Source organism: Siphonobacter curvatus, assembly GCF_002943425.1.
GTDB lineage: Bacteria > Bacteroidota > Bacteroidia > Cytophagales > Spirosomataceae > Siphonobacter > Siphonobacter curvatus.
This window is the reverse complement of the sequence record NZ_PTRA01000005.1, coordinates 155,487-173,296: the sequence shown is the minus strand read 5'-3', so window position 1 is coordinate 173,296 and position 17,810 is coordinate 155,487. Positions and strand designations below refer to the sequence as shown.

At 47.2% G+C, this 17,810-nt stretch carries 9 protein-coding genes; 7 read left to right on the top strand and 2 right to left on the bottom strand.

Going from position 1 to position 17,810, the window contains the following annotated elements; all coding sequences use genetic code 11:
- Positions 1-11 precede the first annotated feature (11 nt).
- The 3 genes from C5O19_RS20830 to C5O19_RS20820 all read left to right on the top strand — a co-directional run bounded on the left by C5O19_RS20830 (position 12) and on the right by C5O19_RS20820 (position 5,079).
- Positions 12-1,013 carry an SDR family NAD(P)-dependent oxidoreductase gene (locus tag C5O19_RS20830; protein WP_104715312.1) on the top strand — a complete coding sequence of 334 codons (1,002 nt, stop codon included), beginning with the start codon at positions 12-14 and terminating at the stop codon, positions 1,011-1,013.
- Positions 1,014-1,433: 420 nt separating this feature from the next.
- The gene (locus tag C5O19_RS20825) at positions 1,434-3,785 is read left to right on the top strand and encodes a GH92 family glycosyl hydrolase (RefSeq protein WP_104715311.1); all 2,352 of its coding nucleotides are present in this window, start codon (positions 1,434-1,436) and stop codon (positions 3,783-3,785) included.
- Positions 3,786-3,981: 196 nt separating this feature from the next.
- Positions 3,982-5,079, top strand: coding sequence for a serine hydrolase domain-containing protein (locus tag C5O19_RS20820; protein WP_207766484.1), 1,098 nt, complete (start codon positions 3,982-3,984; stop codon positions 5,077-5,079).
- A gap of 318 nt (positions 5,080-5,397) precedes the next feature.
- Here the strand turns inward: C5O19_RS20820 and uvrA are convergent, their stop codons facing one another.
- Both uvrA and C5O19_RS20810 read right to left on the bottom strand, forming a co-directional pair.
- Positions 5,398-7,920, bottom strand: coding sequence for an excinuclease ABC subunit UvrA (gene uvrA, locus C5O19_RS20815; protein ID WP_104715310.1), 2,523 nt, complete (start codon positions 7,918-7,920; stop codon positions 5,398-5,400).
- 410 nt (positions 7,921-8,330) lie between these two features.
- On the bottom strand, positions 8,331-8,810 hold the full coding sequence (locus C5O19_RS20810; RefSeq protein ID WP_104715309.1) for a DUF3108 domain-containing protein: 480 nt from the start codon (positions 8,808-8,810) through the stop codon (positions 8,331-8,333).
- A 900-nt stretch (positions 8,811-9,710) separates the two neighbouring features.
- On the opposite strand from C5O19_RS20810, the gene C5O19_RS20805 reads away from it, so the two are divergent.
- From C5O19_RS20805 to C5O19_RS20790, 4 genes are all read left to right on the top strand, one after another.
- The gene (locus C5O19_RS20805; protein WP_165796083.1) at positions 9,711-11,993 is read left to right on the top strand and encodes an ATP-binding protein; all 2,283 of its coding nucleotides are present in this window, start codon (positions 9,711-9,713) and stop codon (positions 11,991-11,993) included.
- A 483-nt stretch (positions 11,994-12,476) separates the two neighbouring features.
- Positions 12,477-13,067: an RNA polymerase sigma factor gene (locus C5O19_RS20800; protein ID WP_104715307.1), complete on the top strand. Its 591-nt coding sequence runs from the start codon at positions 12,477-12,479 to the stop codon at positions 13,065-13,067.
- Positions 13,068-13,139: 72 nt separating this feature from the next.
- Positions 13,140-14,231, top strand: a complete 1,092-nt coding sequence (locus tag C5O19_RS20795) for a FecR family protein (RefSeq protein WP_104715306.1) — start codon at positions 13,140-13,142, stop codon at positions 14,229-14,231.
- Positions 14,232-14,359: 128 nt separating this feature from the next.
- Positions 14,360-17,800, top strand: coding sequence for a SusC/RagA family TonB-linked outer membrane protein (locus tag C5O19_RS20790; protein WP_104715305.1), 3,441 nt, complete (start codon positions 14,360-14,362; stop codon positions 17,798-17,800).
- Positions 17,801-17,810 lie beyond the last annotated feature (10 nt).

Sequence of the window (17,810 nt, the reverse complement as noted above, 5' to 3'; positions counted from 1 at the left end):
ACTCTGAAAATATGGAAACGTCCCAAACGAATGACGCAGGAGCGTTACAAAAGCCTATCGGTTCCGGCTTTACTGCTGCCTCTACCACACAAGAGGTTATCAAAGGAATTGACCTTGAGGGTCAAGTCGCCATCGTCACGGGTGGCAATACGGGAATCGGTTTAGAAACGGTGAAAACGCTGTCGCAGGCGGGAGCCACCGTTATCGTACCAGCCAGAGATGTGGCAAAGGCCAAGCAGAATCTGAAAGGACTTGCGAATGTCGAAATTGAAGCACTCGATTTAATCGATCCGAACTCTATTGATCGTTTTGCCGCCCAATTTATCGCCTCGGGTAGACCCCTGCATTTGCTCATCAATAACGCTGGAATCATGTTTGTCCCCTTACGCCGGGATTCCAGAGGTTTTGAATCGCAATTAGCGGTCAATTATTTGGCTACATTCCAGCTAACGGCCCGTTTGTGGGATGCTCTCAAACAAGCGGACGGAGCTCGGGTCGTTAATGTTTCTTCATTAGGGCACCATTTTGCCCCTTTCAATTTCGACGATCCAAACTTTGATCGCCGGAATTATGAAACCTTACAGGCCTACGGGCAATCCAAATCTGCCCTCAACTTATTTTCTCTTGAATTGGATAATCGGGCGAAATCCTTCGGGGTAAGGAGTTACTCGCTTCACCCGGGTAATATCTGGGGAACGGAATTGACCCGCGAAGCACCCTTGGAAATACTCCAGCAACTGGGCTTTTACGATGAGCAGGGCAATCCCATTGCGGAAGTCATCGACTCGCTTAAAAGCATTCCACAAGGAGCAGCGACAACGGTTTGGTGTGCGACCAGCCCCTTGCTGGATCAGCTGGGAGGTGTGTATTGCGAAGATGTAGAAGTTGCTGATTTAGCTACGGATGCTTCTCCCATGCGTGGCGTACAACCCTATTCATTAGATGAAGCCAATGCCCGGCGATTATGGAAATTAACCGAAAACTGGACGGGCGTCTCCTTTACCATTCATTGATAGAACATTAGGAAAAGGACTTTCCAGTCTCTCTCTCCTGTGGTATTGAACCTTTTTATAGTCCAGAGCGAGGCGGTTCTTGTACCCTCGCTCTGGACTATTTTTCTGATAAACGGTTCACTATCAGCCTCCTGTTCTAGTAACTAATCATTTGAAAGTATGAGCTTCCGCGTAATTGGAATAAACGTATATCCCTAACCCATCCAGCTTTCGCTTCGCATTTACGTATATCAATAGACGAATCCTAAGCATTTCTTTGCAATTTCGGCCTGCGGTGTAAGTCTGCCTTCTGATCGGCAACCTACGCTAACCCAATCGAAAAGCATACGAAGGCGAATAAGCTCGTCCGATTGAATTTCGCTCTCGTAACGTATACGACCTCAAAAGGGCGATTGCCCGCTTGTTTTTATTGAATCACGAATGAATTACGCGAAGCTTTTAAGTAGCATTTTGCTGGCTGTGCTAATAACCTCTTGTGCAGCCAGGCGTCCAGACGTTCTCCGTTACGTAGATCCCAACATCGGTACAGCTCACAGCCGCTGGTTCTTCTATACTCCCGCTGCTGTACCCCACGGAATGGCTAAATTGGCTCCATCCACCAACGGGCACTACGGCAACAAGCAGGGCTGGGAAGCCGTGGGGTACGACACTCGGCATCAATCCATTGAAGGCTTTGTGCATTTTCACGAATGGCAGGTCGGTGGCGTAAGCGTGATGCCCGCAACCGGATCCCTTAAAGTAAAACCAGGCGATCTGGAAAACCCCGATAACGGCTACCGCTCCCGTTTTGACCGGAAAAATCAGCGGGCTGAACCCGGTTATTACAAAGTTTTGCTGGACGATTACCGGATTACGGCGGAACTGACGGCTACGACGCACGTCGGTTTTCACCGCTACACGTTCCCTAAACATGATCAGTCAAGGATTATACTCGACATTGGAAATGTACAGGGCGAAAGTGGCGAAGTAAGGAAGGCCGAAGTACGCATGACCGACGCGACCCACTTTGAAGGATTCGTTACTACCTACCCCAAGTACGTAAAGACTTACGATCCAAAGGGACTGATTTCCATGTACATCTGGGGCGAAGTAAGCAAAGCTCCACGGTCGGTAGGTGCCTTCACCGAAGCAGGAATTCAGGCTCAACGCAACACGGCTCAGGGTAAAGGAGCCGGGCTTTTCCTAGAGTACACGACCAGCGATAATGAGGCTATTGAATTGAAAATAGGATTATCCTATACCTCCATTGCCAACGCCAGGGCAAACCTGGACGCGGAGGCATCGGGCCTTTCGTTTGAGAAAGCCCGGCAAAAGGCTAAGAACACCTGGCAAAAAGAGTTAGGCAAGCTGGCCGTTGAGGGCGATCAAGTGAGCAAGGTTAAATTTTACACCGGCTTATTCCATGCCTTACTCGGACGCGGCGTAGCTAACGACGTAAACGGCTCCTTTCCCCGGCACGATGGCTCCATTGGCCAGTTGCCCCGCGATAAAAACGGGAAGTTCAGTCATAATTTTTACAATACCGACGCCATCTGGGGTGCCTACTGGAATCTGACGCAGCTCTGGGCTCTTTCCTACCCGGAGCGGTACAGCGATTTTGTCCATACCCAGCTGGAAATTTATAAGGAACGGGGTTGGTTTGGCGACGGCATCGCCAATAGCAATTTCGTGTCGGGCGTAGGGACCAATTTCGTGGGTCTGGCCATTGCAGCCGCTTATCAGGCGGGCATCCGGGATTATGATACTGATCTGGCCTTTCGAGCCATTCAGGCGAATGAATTAAGTGGTCGTAACCGACCCGTTGGCTCGGGCAAGCTGGACGTGGAAGCGTTCGTGAAGCGAGGGTACGTACCCTACCTCGATGCCGACAAAACCGATTCGACCGGCTCTCATTTTTCGGCCTCCCATACGCTGGAGTATAGTTTCAGTACGTTTGCGGCGGCCCAACTGGCCAGGGCCATGGGCAAGCAGCCCGAGTACGAACAGTTAATCCGGCTTTCCAACGGCTGGAAACTTCTGTATGAACCGAAGCAAAAACTGGTTCGTCCCAAGCGAGCGGATGGTACCTTCATTGACACGTTTGACCCTTCTGAACCCTGGCGGGGCTTTCAGGAAGGGAATGCCATCCAGTACACCTTCTTCGTTCCACAAAATCCGAAAGCTCTGATTGAGGCAATCGGTAAAGACGAATTCAATACCCGGCTCGACGACATTTTTACCACGGCTCAGAAAAATGGCTTTGGGGGTGGAAAGGAAATCGATGCGTTTGCGGGGATCAAGTCGTTGTACAACCACGGCAATCAGCCCAATTTACACGTGAGCTGGCTCTTCAATTTTTCCGGAAAACCCTGGCTCACCCAGAAATGGACCCGTGCCATCTGCGATGAATTTTACGGTACCGAGCCTATTCATGGCTACGGGTACGGCCAGGACGAAGATCAGGGCCAATTGGGTTCATGGTACGTCATGGCCTCCCTGGGCCTGTTTGACGTGAAAGGTTTTACGGACTTAAAACCCGTCATTGAATTAGGAAGCCCCGCTTTTGACCGGGCTACGATTCGGCTGGGCAATGGTAAACAACTCCGCATCGAGGCTAAAAATAATTCGGCAACGAATGTATACGTACAGTCAGCGACATTCAACGGTAAAGACCTTCCCCATTGCTGGCTCTACCGTGACGAACTGATGCGGGGAGGTAAACTAACCTTCGTAATGGGAAGTCAGCCTAACACCACCTGGGGTACGCAGACACCCCCACCCTCGGCTCAGTAAGTAGCGTTCAGTCACCGGATCCCATCTAACAGGCTTCAAAACGTTCTGCTATCAATAGTCTGCCAACCAGACTACTACTCTAAAAAAGATCCGGAGAAAAATTAAAAGGACGTAATAACTAAATTTTTAGTTATTACGTCCTTTTCTTTGTATCCTTGCTACTACCAAGCACTTAAACCTTCTAAATCCTTACCTTATGCAAAAGCTGCTACTGCTGATGAGTACGCTCATGTGCCTGAGTCTGCCAAGCCTTGGCCAAACGAAACCCGCTCAACTGGACAGTCTGTTTACCGAATTGTATCGTCAGGGATCGTTTAATGGCAATGTTCTGGTTGCCGAGAACGGCGTTCCAATTTTTGAAAAATCCTACGGCAAAGCGGATGAGCAATCGGGTCGGCCGTTGAATGCCGAATCCGTTTTTGAACTAGCCTCTTTATCCAAAGCGTTTACGGCCATGGGCATTGTCCTCCTCCAAAAACAGGGCAAGCTCCACTACGATGACCCGATCGCAAAACACCTGCCCGAACTGGCTGGTTATGACAAGATTACTATTCGGCACCTCCTGCATCATACCAGTGGCCTGCCCGACTATACAGATTATTTTATTGAACACTGGGACAAAAGCAAGTTTGCCACTAATCTCGATCTGATCAATGCCTTTGGCCAGGTTCGTCCGCCCGTTCTTTTTCAGCCCAACGAGCGATTCAACTACAGCAATACCAATTACGCTTTACTGGGAACCATCATTGAACGGGTATCGCATCAATCCTACGCTGATTTTCTGGCCCTGTCTATTTTTAAACCCCTGGGCATGAAGCGATCTCTGGTATACCAAAGCCGGTATAAACCCCAGAAGGTTGAAAACTATGCTCTAGGTCACCTGATTGATAGTACCGGTCATAAAGTGCAACCGGATGCGTACGGCAAAACGTTCTTCACGTATTTTCTGGATGGAATTACGGGAGATCGTACGGTGAATTCCAGCGTTCGGGACTTACTACTCTGGGACCAATCCCTGTACTCGGATCGATTGATTAATGATCGGGAAAAAGAAGAAGTATTCAGCGGCGTTACGTTGTTAAATGGTCAGACGACAGATTATGGCTTTGGATGGATGCTAAAACAAGATCCGACCTATGGAAAGCTCGTTAGTCATTCGGGTAGTTGGGCGGGCTATATTCACTACATCGATCGGCACGTCGATTCGAAAAAAACCATCATCATCCTGCAAAACATGGATAATTTCAATAACCGGGTGGCGATGGACCGCGTACGAAAAATTCTGTATCCCTGAGATTAGTCTTAGGATATGGAAAAGCCCGCTTAACGCAATAAACCTTTCTACATTGGGCGGGCGTCATAGATTCCAATGTTTCTCTATAGTTTTAACCTAGTCGAATGGACAGGAGCCCAAACCTCTCGCCATTCGAGCGGGAGAGGATTTTGATGGATTGGTTTTCATCCGGGAAACGACGGCCTCGAAACCCAAGCCCCCCATTCACTAAATGGTACTGGCTAGCATCGAAAACTTTGGGAAAAGAAAATCAATGTTTGAATGGTTACTACTACCCATCATCATTAGGGTAGTAGTAACCATCTTTTAGCTCGTGTATCACAGATAACGGTCTAAATAGGGAGCCGTGCGACTGTGAGCGTTTTGTGCCACCCGTTCAGGTACACCTTGAGCCACTACCTTTCCGCCCTGATGACCCGCTCCTGGCCCCATGTCAATCACCCAGTCACTAGCGGCTGCTACACTCATATCATGCTCAATGACCAGGACCGTGTTACCAGCCTGTACTAACCCATGCAATTGGATCATGAGTTTTTCAATATCCGCCGGGTGTAGTCCCGTGGTCGGTTCATCCAGAATATAAAGCGTACTCCCCTGCTGAGGTCTTTGTAACTCCGTGGCCAGTTTAATGCGTTGGGCCTCGCCTCCGGAAAGCTCCGTAGCGGGTTGCCCCAGACGCAGGTACCCTAGGCCTACTTCCCGAATGATCCCAAGTCCATGAGCGATGGAGGAATTATCCTTAAAAAAAGTGAAGGCCTCATCGACCGTCATCGCTAAGACGTCAGCAATATCTTTGGCATTGTATTTGACTTCTAGCGTTTCCGGATTGTACCTTTTCCCCTGGCAGGTAGGACAGGGAGCATAAACGCTGGGCAGGAATAGTAACTCAACCATCACTGAACCCTCGCCCTGACAGTGCGGACACCGGCCTTTTGCGACGTTAAAGGAAAACCGGCCCGCGTCATATTTTCTGGCTTTAGCCATTTTAGTAGCCGCAAACAATTTACGAATCGCGTCAAAAAGCCCCGTATACGTAGCCAGATTTGATCGGGGCGTTCTCCCAATCGGTTTCTGATCCACAACAATTAACCGCTTGAGGAATGACATTCCCTCCGTAATCGTACCTCCTAAGGTCTCAACCGTATGTTGCTCTAAAGGATTTTCATCTTCAACGTCCGTAGCCACAGCTAAAGAGGTGCCCAAAGCAGTGGCGACCAGGTCCACTAGTACCTGGCTGACTAGGCTACTTTTTCCAGAACCAGACACACCCGTAACGCAGGTAAACACCCCTAAGGGAAAGTCTACGGCCAGATGATCCAGATTATTTCTGGTGACGTCCGCTAATTTCAGCCAACCGGCGGGCTGACGATTGTAACGGGGTAGCTTGAAGACATCAAAAATATAGTTTCTAGTAACAGAAGCAGCTACGTCTTTTAGCCCCGCTGGTGGTCCGCTATAGAGCACTTGCCCACCCGACTCTCCCGCTGCGGGCCCTACGTCAACAATCCAGTCGGCGTGTTGAATCACTTCAGGCTCATGCTCGACGACAAATAATGAATTTCCGGCTGCTTTCAGTTGATCCAAGGTTCGGAGTAAGGCTTCGGTGTCGGCCGGATGAAGGCCCGCCGAAGGTTCGTCGAGTACGTATACGACGCCAAATAAATTGGAATACACTTGGGTAGCCAGACGTAACCTTTGCAATTCGCCCGGCGATAGCGTAGGGGTCGTGCGTTCAAGAGTTAAATACCCCAGTCCTAAGTCCAAAATCACCCGAAGACGGGCGAGCAGATCTTCGGCAATTCGATCCGCAACTATTAGCTTTTCAGGGGATAGGACGTCTGACTCGGGCGGCTTTTTTTCCTTAAGGAACGCCGAGAACAGATTAGCCATTTGTTCTAAGGAAATGCGACCCATCTCAGCAATATCCAACCCAGCAAAGGTTACACTTAACGATTCCCTTTTAAGCCGTTTGCCCTGGCAGACCTTACATTCACTACTGAGCATGTATTGAGCCACCCGCTTTTTCATCAAGGGGCTTTGCGTAGTGGCGAAGGTCTGCATGACGTAACGCTGTGCACTGGTAAACGTACCCATGTAATCAGGCGTGAGCTTTTTCCGAATGGCCTCCTGGACTGCCTCCCGGCTACGATTGGCATACACGGGTACTACGGGTTGCTCCTCGGTAAAAAGTATCCAATCCCGGGTCTGTTGGGGTAAATCTTTCCAGGGAACATCAACGTCGTAACCTAGCGTAGTTAGAATATCACGTTGATTCTGACCCTGCCAAGCCGGGGGCCAAGCCGCAATGGCCCGCTCCCGAATCGTAAGGGATGCATCGGGTACCATCGAACGCTCCGTTACTTCATAGACTCTTCCTAAGCCATGGCAATGCGGACAGGCTCCTTCGGGTGTGTTAGGAGAAAATCCTTCCGCGTAAATGATCGACTGTCCCTCTGGATAGTCCCCAGCCCGGGAATAGAGCATCCGTAAGAGGTTGGCAATTGTCGTTATACTGCCCACCGAGGAGCGAGTACTGACCGTTCCGCGTTGTTGCTGTAAAGCGACGGCCGGGGGTAACCCATCAATCTGGTCCACCTTGGGTACCTGCATTTGATTGAAGAGTCGCCGAGCGTAGGGCGATACCGAATCCAAATACCTCCGCTGAGCTTCGGCATACAGGGTTCCAAAGGCCAGTGAAGATTTTCCAGACCCGGAAATCCCCGTAAATACAACCAGGGCATCGCGGGGTATTCGTACGTTTACCGCTTTAAGATTATGCTCAGAAGCACCCCTCACCTCTATAAAACCAGAAAGTTCTTTATCTCGACCAGGCTTGTTCATGCGGTTGAAACGTATACTTGTGCAATTGATGGTTCAACATCATCGCTTAGTAAACCAATCAAGCGGATGCTTCACGTAAGCTATACCTTCTTTAAAAGGTTGGGCCACTCCAAAGATGGGAGCTCTACCCTTTCTATAAAAGCGGAGATCCCTCTAGGGTTTGCAAGCATCTTTGATTAGCATAGACTAGTATTCTCACTTCTATAGCACCTCGAGTCCCTCTACTCTTTACCTAAATGAATCCGCCTACCATCCAAAAAAAGTACTGGAATAGCAGCCCGGTCGCCAAGCCTTGGGTTGAAACATTGGTAATTTCTGCTGATGACCCTTATTTATATACTGACTCTACGGTGAATTGATCTGCTTACCTCTAGAAACGATGAGAAGTAAAGAGGTTAAGCTATTACATTTTACTCAACTGTCATCATCATCATGGCTCGTCCTTTCCCTGCCTCCATCGTTTGTTTCCAGAGTTTCCTATCTGTTTTGTCAATGAAGTAGGTAGAGGTGCCGTTGCTTATTTCATCCGTAACCGTGACAACCCACACTTCTTTTAAGCCATTTTTCTGGGTGGTATGCTGATCACTACTGACCCCAGTAATCGAAGCAGTAATGACTCCTATTTTAGCAGAAGGATTATAATCATAAATCGCTAGTTTCTGAGTAAACCCTTCTTTTAAAGGAAGCCACCGGATCAGGGTAGGGTAGAAATTGCTATCGAAATAAGTCGTTTGGGTAGTATCCGAAATAACGGTCTTTTTGCCCTGACGTTTGTCCGTATAAACCCCGGTTACGATTGGACCAAAATTGAGTATGATATCTCTTTGAGCATTATAGGAAGTATGACGAATAGGGCTGAAGGTTGCTTTTTGACACGTTGAGGAGTCCACCCAAATGCCGTTAGTTCCTTCATTGCCACGGTCGTAATCAACGTAATTTTATATTTACTATCGATTAATCTAGAAGAAACCTTACCTATTTCGAATTTAGCCGTATCGCGAAGCATATACCAAACCATATCATAAGCCTCGGTTTTGACCCGATTTTTCTCAACAATTTTATTAGCGGGTCTGAGCTGGGCATTCGCTAACGTAGCGTATCCTAAGCAAAACAGAAGTAGTATGTACTTCATGGGGTAAGATTTGATAGTGATGGGACAAAGTCACTATCAAATCGTGAAAAAATAAGCAGTTCTTTGACAAGAGGGAGAAAGAAAGGACTACTGGCAGAAGCTATTTTACAGCCGTTTAGAATCAATCCCACCCATGAGGGCAAATGGATTTTAGCGATCGTTCGTAAACTTTCGTATCCATTGAATGCCACTCTTTACGCAATTGGCCCTCCATAGAGGTTGTAGTGGCGATGGCACTGCTTAGCTACGGGAGGCGGTCAAACAGGGGTGGCTCATCAAAGCTCTCGCCGGGACCGCATATCCCTTGAATATATCCCTGCCTGTCCTCTTTAGACATTTATCCACGTATTCTTTCAGCTGTGTAACAGAGAACTCTTAACCCTTGTCAATTCGTACGCCCTAGGGCCTGATCAACCGAGATAGGGCATCTCTTGTCTTCACTCAAGGATCGCTAGATTCAAGAACTTTTTTTTAACAGAAAACGATTTCTCCTGCTCCTATCATACTATTTCAGTAGAAAATCGATAACTTTTTCATTTCAAATGGGTTTAGTTAATGCTTAAGTAGTCTTGCTCTATTGATGTCTTCTTCGAATCTACCTCCATCGATACTTTTAGCTTTGAAAGCCGCCAGATTAGGGACGTGGCAGCTAGATTCAATGACAAAAACGTTGCATGCGGATGCTTATGCTCAACAGTTATTGGGTGTCTCGGCTAATGCTGACTACCAAACGTTTTTGGATAGCCTCCATCCCAGTTCTCAACATCAGGTTAGTCAGTTGATTGAACAGGCTTTATACGAAGAAATACCGATAGACTTCACGTTTCAACGGAACGGCGATTCCAATCAGTGGATTCGCTGGTGGGGGGCATCGGAGCGGGAAGCCGGAAGTTTGGTACTTCGGGGCGTTGCTCAAGCAGTAACCCCGCCCGCCCCATCCAATCATTTCAATTCATTACAACCCCTATTTGAGCTATCGGATGATTCCGTAGTGGGTCTGGCTCTACTGGATGAAAATGACTTTACTTACCTTCGGGTAAATACGTGTTATGCGACCTTGAGCGGCAGTACGGTAGAAAAGCTTCTGGGTAGTTCTTTTATGAGAACCATTCCGGAAACGAAAAGAGTAGATCTTGAGAAAAGCTTACGACAGGTGCTTTCTTCAGGGGAAGTTCTTCGGGTTAATGAAGTGGAAATACCGCTGAAGTCTCCAGAAAAACGATCCTCTCATTACGTTGACCTTACCTATCAGCCTCAATGGAATGAGGACAGCCAGCGGTATACGCAGCTTTTAGTGCTTGCTACTGATGTGACCGGGCAAGTCTACATGAGAAGGGAGTTAGAAAACCAAAGGGCTCAACTTGAACACGTCATCCAATCGGCTCCTGTATCCATTGCCCGCTTGGTTGGACCTGAATTTAAGCTGTCCACCGTCAACCAAGCTTTCATCGAAATTGCCGGAAAAGGACCTCACATCTTGAATAAGCCTTTGATTGAAGTGATGCCAGAAATTGAGGGACAGCCTTTTCTGGCATTACTCGAAGAAGTATATACCGAGCAGCACGTTTTTGAGCAAAAAGCGTTACCCGCCTGGATCGTCGAAAAAGGCCAAACCCGTCATAAGTTTTTTAATGTTTGCTATGCTCCCTTAGCCAACGAAGATGGCCAGAGTTACGGCGTACTCTGCTTTTCCATTGATGTAACGGATCAAGTAAAGCTCCAGAAGCGAATTGAGCAGTCGAGCCAATCCCTGCAAAATGCCGTGGATCTGGCGGAGCTGGGTACCTGGACGATTCACGTAGAAGATCAGCTCCTTTCTTTTTCACCGAGTGTGAGTCGCTGGATTGGCTTTTCCTCTCCTTTAACGTTCGAACAGATCAATACCATGGCTTTAAACGCAAGGGTATTGGAAGAAGCTTTTCGAAAAGCTTTATCTAAACAGGGCAAGCGGCGACTAGAAGTAGAGTTTGAAATTGTCAACCCGCAAACGAAGCAAACCTACATACTCTATGCCTTAGGTACTACTCAATTCAATGAGCAGGACCGGGCGACGTATCTGCGTGGTTTCGTTCGGGATGTAACCGCTGAGCGGAAAATGCAGCAAGTGCTTGAAAGCAAAGTAGAAGATCGTACCCGGCAGCTAGCCACTTCTAATGAAAACTTACAAGCCAGCAACGAAGAACTCGTGCTAACGAATGAACATCTGAGTCGCTCGAATGAAAGTTTAGAACAGTTTGCTTTCATAGCCAGTCACGACTTGCAGGAACCCCTTCGCAAGATTCGGCAGTTTTGTGACTTACTCGTCAAATATTACAATCGGGATCAGGTCCTGAACGAAACCTATCTGGATCGTATCCGCCAGTCCGCCTCCCGAATGAGTGAGTTAGTAAGTGATCTGCTGGCTTTTTCTCAAATTTCTAACGCCACCCCCAAGTTAAAGGATGTAGACCTGAATAAAATCCTTGAACGGGTCCAAGAAAACTTATTCGTTTCGCTGGAAGAGACGCAGGCTCAATTACAGATTGCCCCCCTACCGAAAGTAATGGGCGATGCCCTGCAGCTTGAACAGCTTTGGCAAAACCTGGTATCCAACGCCCTGAAGTTTAGTAGCAAAGATCAAACGGGTCAAAAACAAACCCCACGCATTGTCATTGACGCTCAAATTGTACCGGCAAGCCAATTACCTAATCCATTACAGGTAAAAGCCAAGCGGTATTACCAACTTAGCATACAGGACAATGGCGTTGGTTTTGAAGAAAAATATGCTGAACGCATTTTTGGAGTATTCCAAAGACTCCACGGCAAAGCCGAATTCAAGGGTTCGGGTATTGGTCTATCCATCTGTCAAAAAGTAGCCCATAACCACGGCGGCTTGATTACGGCAGAAAGTCAGATAGGAAAAGGGGCTCTATTTAATGTCTATTTGCCCGCCCAGCTCTAGTACTCATCTGTATACCCAGCGAGTACAACGAACCTCTTTCTGAAAACAAGTGCTCACTTCGACTACTAAAGAACCCTTGCCCAGTATAGATGACGAGAAAAATAGTGTCCATCACTAAGGTATACTATTTCGTAGTCTCGCTCAATTAAGTCAACAGAGAAAGCTTCATGTATTGGTTTAAGCCTTAGGGATGCTCGCAAAGCTTCCACTCTTAAACGTATAATCCTTTTTTAGTGTAAACTCCCGTTACAAAATGTCGCAAAGACATTAATTGAATAATTCATTGATAAAAATTGATTATATGAATTAATTTGCAATACTCATCAGAGCATAGATTGTATACCCAACACAGCGATCAGAACCGTTTAGCGTTTACGCTCCCTAGCGAGACCTATCCTAAAGGAAAGTTAACTCGCTCAACTGGGTACGCATGTACTTTACATTGCTCTATTCTTGTGTATGATTCATAATGTCACTTCTGCGATGCGTACGACCTGCACTGATTCTGATTTATGGCAAGAGTATCTTGCTGGCGATGAAGCGGCATTAGGCAATATTGCCGAAAGGTATTATTCCACATTAAAGCATTACGGTCAGAAGTTTTCCGTTAGCGATTTCGTTGTCAAAGACTGCATACAGGACCTCTTTCTACAACTGTGGCAAAACAGAACGCAGATCAACGAAACCATTTCCGTTAAGCATTACCTGCTCAAAGGACTACGTAACCACATTTTCCTTCACATTCGCTCTGCCAAGCGAATGGTAAATCATGACCTTGACTGGGACATGGGACCTCTGGAAAACATCAGTGGAGAATCCATCCTAATCGAGGATGAAGCCTTCTTAAGCCGCGTTCATCAATTGAAACAGTTAATGAGTCAGCTTTCTCCCCGCGAACGGGAAGCCATCTACCTGCACTACTATCAGGATATGAGCATTGGAGAAATTGCGGAAGTCATGCAAGTGAATCGGCAATCGGTTTCCAATTTTCTAACCCGAGCCATGTCTAAGATGCGGAATCACTGCCAGCCACAGCACTTGCTCATCTTTTTGTATTTATTTTTAAAATTTTAGTATTAAACAGAGTATGTCCGACGGAGGTGTTGCATATAAGCAATAGATAATGCCCATGAAGCCGGACTATCCATGACCTCTTTTGATACAGTAGAAGATTTTTTAGCCAATGACGCTTTCCGGGAGTGGATCCTGGGCCGCAAGCCCCAAGACCACACTTATTGGCAGGAATGGCTCCGGCAGAATCCGCACAAGCGGGAGTTGTATGAACAGGCCGCTGCCCTTTGCCTGGTTTTAAGTGGCGACCCTCAGCCTTTAGCCGAAGCTCAGTATCCAGAAGAGATTGAGCAGATAAAACAATCCTTACAGGAGGCCAAATTGCGGGAGCTTTCTACGGGCAAAGTTCCCGTCTACCGACCGGCACTCCGATGGCTAGCTCCGCTGGCTGGTTTGGCGGCTTTAATAGTCATTGGTTTTTTTCTGAAAGATTTCATCAAGAATTCACCCAACATTTCTAATTCAACGCTGGCGGAAAAGAAGGCTTCAGCTACGAAAGACAGTTGGGAAAAGATTGTTAATTCGGGCACGTCGGATCAACTCATCACGCTTACCGATGGCTCTTCGGTTTTACTGGCTCAGGGGGGACAGTTATGGGTTAACCTCCAGGCTCAGCAGCGGGAAGTTTATTTAATCGGGGAAGGTTTCTTTGAGGTAGTCAAGGACGAGACCCGTCCATTCTGGGTCTATACGCCCGTTCTTACCACCCGGGTCGTAGGTACCAGTTTTCAGGTTCAGGCTATTCAGGATCAGAACATTGCTTTCGTAAAAGTAAAAACGGGTAAGGTTACCGTCAACTCCATGAAAGACCCCGAGCGGTACTTGGTTCTGGCGAAAAACGAGCAGGTCGAACTCGATATTCAAACGAATCAGTTAACTAAGCAGACCTTCGCTACCAACCACCATCGCTCTAATGCTGGCTCCGTTCTAAACGACAACCAAAACTTTGAATTCACCCCAGTTACCGAGGTTCTCAGCCGACTTCAGCACACGTATCACACCAAAATCGAATTTGACCAAGCGAATTTACGGGGCTGTACCTTCACCGGCGATTTGAATGGCGTTCCCTTCGCCGAAAAAATTAGACTGATCTGTTCGGCCGTTGAAGCTTCCTATGAAAAGCAGGGGGATACCATTTATGTAACTGGCCACAGCTGTAGCCCTTAATCGTCTCTTAGTCAGCAGAATTTTTTAGTCTATCCATCTACGCTATTACTCTTTTTCTTTTCTGCTTCACGCGGAGAACAGGATTTCTATTGCTCATTTTTATACCAAACTCCAGAACTCTAACGACAATGCTTCTACTATTACACATCCCAAAAGGCTATCAGCGGATGGCCCTTCGGCTGGTGGGCTGTTTGCTAAGTCTGCTGATTTTTCTACAGACGGAAGTTTATGCTCAACAAGATCTGAACCGCCGCATTTCCATTGTAGTCAAAGATCAGAACGTTGAAGATGTACTTAAGCGAATTGAAAAACTCGTTGGCGTCAAGTTCATCTACAGTCGGGAGATTATTCAGTCGAAACAGAAAATCAGTTACGAAGCTCAGAATCAGCCCATTCAAACCATCTTGAATGAGATTCTAAATCCGATTCAGGTTACCTATGAATCATCCGGTAATCAAATTTTGCTAAAACGGATCGTCCCACCTACCTCAACCTTAAAAAAAGAAACCAGTCTAGGTGCTGAAATTCCCATCACCGGTACCGTTTCTGACGACAAAGGTAATCCGGTGGTTGGGGTTAATATCCTCATCAAGGGTACTACGCGGGGTACCGTTACGACGAGCGATGGAACCTTTAAACTCTTGGTAACCAGCGAAGATGATGTATTGCTCTTCAGTTATCTGGGTTATAAAACTCAGGAAGTACGCGTAGGTAAGCAAAGTTCAATCAGCCTGACGTTGAGTGACGACAATAAAGTATTAGACGAAGTAGTTGTCGTAGGCTTTGGTCTTAAAAACAAAAAGGAGACGCTTTCGGGGGCCATTTCAACGGTAAATGCCGATGAGCTATCGCATGCGAGCACCGTTACAGCCGCTGGAGCTTTGGTGGGTAAGATTCCGGGTATTGCCTTTCGTCAAAGTTCAGGTCGTCCGGGCAGTGCTCCCGCCATTGAAATCCGTAACTACGGGACTCCGCTGGTTATTATCGATGGGATTCAGAAAGATTATGGCAGCTTTGCCCAACTCGACTTTAACGATATTGAGAATATTTCCATCCTGAAAGATGCGTCGGCTTCTATCTACGGAATGCAGGCTGCGAATGGGGTACTGGTCGTGACCACCAAACGGGGTAAACGCAATCAAAAGCCCGTCATTACGCTGCAAAGTTATTATGGCCTTCAAATCCCGGCGGGTTACAATAAGCCCGCCGATGCGGCTACGTATATGAAAGCCATTATTCAGGACGAGACTTATAATAATGTGCCCGATGCAGCTCGAACGATCAATCGGGAGCAGTATGACCAATGGGTCAGAGGTACTGAACCAGGGTTTCAATCCTTCGACTGGTACAATTACATCTGGCAAACCAGGCCTCAGGTTTACGGAAGTCTGAACATCTCCGGCGGTAGTGACAACGCGGATTATTACATCAGTTTAAACCGCATTGAGCAGAAGAGTATGCTGCGAAATTTTCACGGATTCGATCGTACCAACTTTCAAAGTAATGTCAACTTCAACATTACTAAAAAGCTTAAGATTGGGGTACAGATGAACGGGCGTCTGGAACGAAACCGGCAACCAGGCCTTCCGGGCGATGATTACGATTTTGCTCTCCAGGCAGCCTTCCGAAATTTGCCGACCAAACGACCTTTCGTTAATGACGATCCTCGCTACCCAGGAATCTCGGCAATTGATCCTCAATTTAGTTATGGCTGGATCAATGAAGAAATGTCGGGTAAATACGAGTCTCAGATCCGCATCATGCAAATTAACGGTACTGCCGAATACAGCATTTTCGATGGACTAAAAGCACGGGCTCTGGTTAGCTACTGGTACCGAAATATTCGAAACGATTTACGGGAAAAATCTCCGCTTTTGTACCGTTTCGACGAGCCTACCAACGCATACGCCATTGCCTATCAGGGCAATGCTCGCTACTTGGAACGTTACGTACAAAACGCGGAGGAGATGACCAGTAACGTGCAACTCGACTACGAGAAGACCTTTGGCAAGCACCACGTGCATTTGGTTACGGGGATGGAAACGAAGTCGGCTAATTACCCAAGTATATATATTCTGGGAAGCCAGGAAGCAAATGGTATTCCATTCCTGACGACCAAATCTACGACCAACGTAGGAGATGGTATTCCTTTTACCCAGAGCCGTCTGGGCGTTTTGGGAAGATTCAACTACGACTTTGATAACAAGTATATTATGGAGTTATCGGGTCGGTATGATGGCTCTTACTTCTACAAAAAAGGCAAACGTTTTGGCTTTTTCCCTTCCGGATCGCTGGCGTACCGGATTTCGCAAGAGGGATTTTGGAAAAACAATGCGTTCCTGAACCAGAAAATCGATGAAGTAAAAATTCGAGGTTCCTACGGCGTACTAGGGAAAGAGTTGGGGAGTGCTCTAACTTATATTACGGGTTATAACTTCAATCAGGGCTCGGCCATTCTGGATGGCCGGGATGTGGTTTCCAGCCGTATTACGGGCCTGGCTACCGATAACATTACCTGGGGCCGGGTGTATGTACTGGATTTTGGAATCGATGTAGGCTTATTGGGCAATCGCCTCACGGCGGGTTTTGACTGGTTTGATCGCCACCAGACGGGTGAATTAGCCAGCCGGTATGACGTCCTGTTACCCAACGAAATTGGTTTTAGCTTACCCGCTGAAAACCTGAACAGTGATCATACCAAAGGTATTGAAATGTACCTAAGCTGGAAAGACAATGTGCGGGACTTCAACTACTTTGTAAGCGGCAATTTCACCTTTTCCCGCTGGATTACGGGGACGCGTTACAAACCCAGATGGGCCAATTCTTATGATCGCTATCGGGACGTATGGAACACGGAAGGCCGCTTCCGGGATGGTAGCTTTCAACTCGTAGCCAATGGCCAGTTTCAAAGCTGGGAACAGATTGCCAATCACCCCATCGATCAAGATCACTACGGGAATACCACCATTCGCCCCGGTGATTACATCTATCAGGATACGAATAACGACGGTTACATCACCGATCTGGATATGAAGAACGTTACGTACCGCCTCAATAACGGAACGCCTTGGTTAAACTTTGCCTTCCAGGCTGGAGCCAGTTGGAAAGGGTTTGATTTTAGAGCCGAGTTTGCCGGAGGTTCGAAGTTTACTTACGAACAGCAATGGGTGATGCGGTACTTCGATGGAAACACCAATGTTTCGCAGTATCTGGCCAATAACTCCACCTGGTACAAAGACATCTGGGACAAAAACAGCGGATTTAATATCGGCAAATATCCCCTGCTAACTAAGGGAGTTAATAACTGGATGAATACCCACTGGCCCAATAGTAACTGGCAAACGAATGTTACGTATATAAAGCTACGTAATATTGAGTTTGGCTATACGCTACCTGACCGGATGATCAAAAAAGCTAAACTTTCGGGCTTACGGATCTACGTATCTGCTCAGAACATCCTGACTTTAACTAATATGCCTGGTGGCTTAGATCCGGAGATGACTGCCAATTCAGGCATCGCCTACCCTAACCCGCGGTTAGTCAATGCTGGTTTTTCCCTGAAACTGTAATACCTCTATT

What these genes read in the sequence shown, in the direction of transcription:
- C5O19_RS20830 (WP_104715312.1), top strand. Translation starts at nt 12, where the DNA reads ATGGAAACGTCCCAAACGAATGACGCAGGAGCGTTACAAAAGCCTATC.
- C5O19_RS20825 (WP_104715311.1), top strand. Translation starts at nt 1,434, where the DNA reads ATGAATTACGCGAAGCTTTTAAGTAGCATTTTGCTGGCTGTGCTAATA.
- C5O19_RS20820 (WP_207766484.1), top strand. Translation starts at nt 3,982, where the DNA reads ATGCAAAAGCTGCTACTGCTGATGAGTACGCTCATGTGCCTGAGTCTG.
- uvrA (WP_104715310.1), bottom strand. Translation starts at nt 7,920, where the DNA reads ATGAACAAGCCTGGTCGAGATAAAGAACTTTCTGGTTTTATAGAGGTG.
- C5O19_RS20805 (WP_165796083.1), top strand. Translation starts at nt 9,711, where the DNA reads ATGACAAAAACGTTGCATGCGGATGCTTATGCTCAACAGTTATTGGGT.
- C5O19_RS20800 (WP_104715307.1), top strand. Translation starts at nt 12,477, where the DNA reads ATGCGTACGACCTGCACTGATTCTGATTTATGGCAAGAGTATCTTGCT.
- C5O19_RS20795 (WP_104715306.1), top strand. Translation starts at nt 13,140, where the DNA reads ATGACCTCTTTTGATACAGTAGAAGATTTTTTAGCCAATGACGCTTTC.
- C5O19_RS20790 (WP_104715305.1), top strand. Translation starts at nt 14,360, where the DNA reads ATGCTTCTACTATTACACATCCCAAAAGGCTATCAGCGGATGGCCCTT.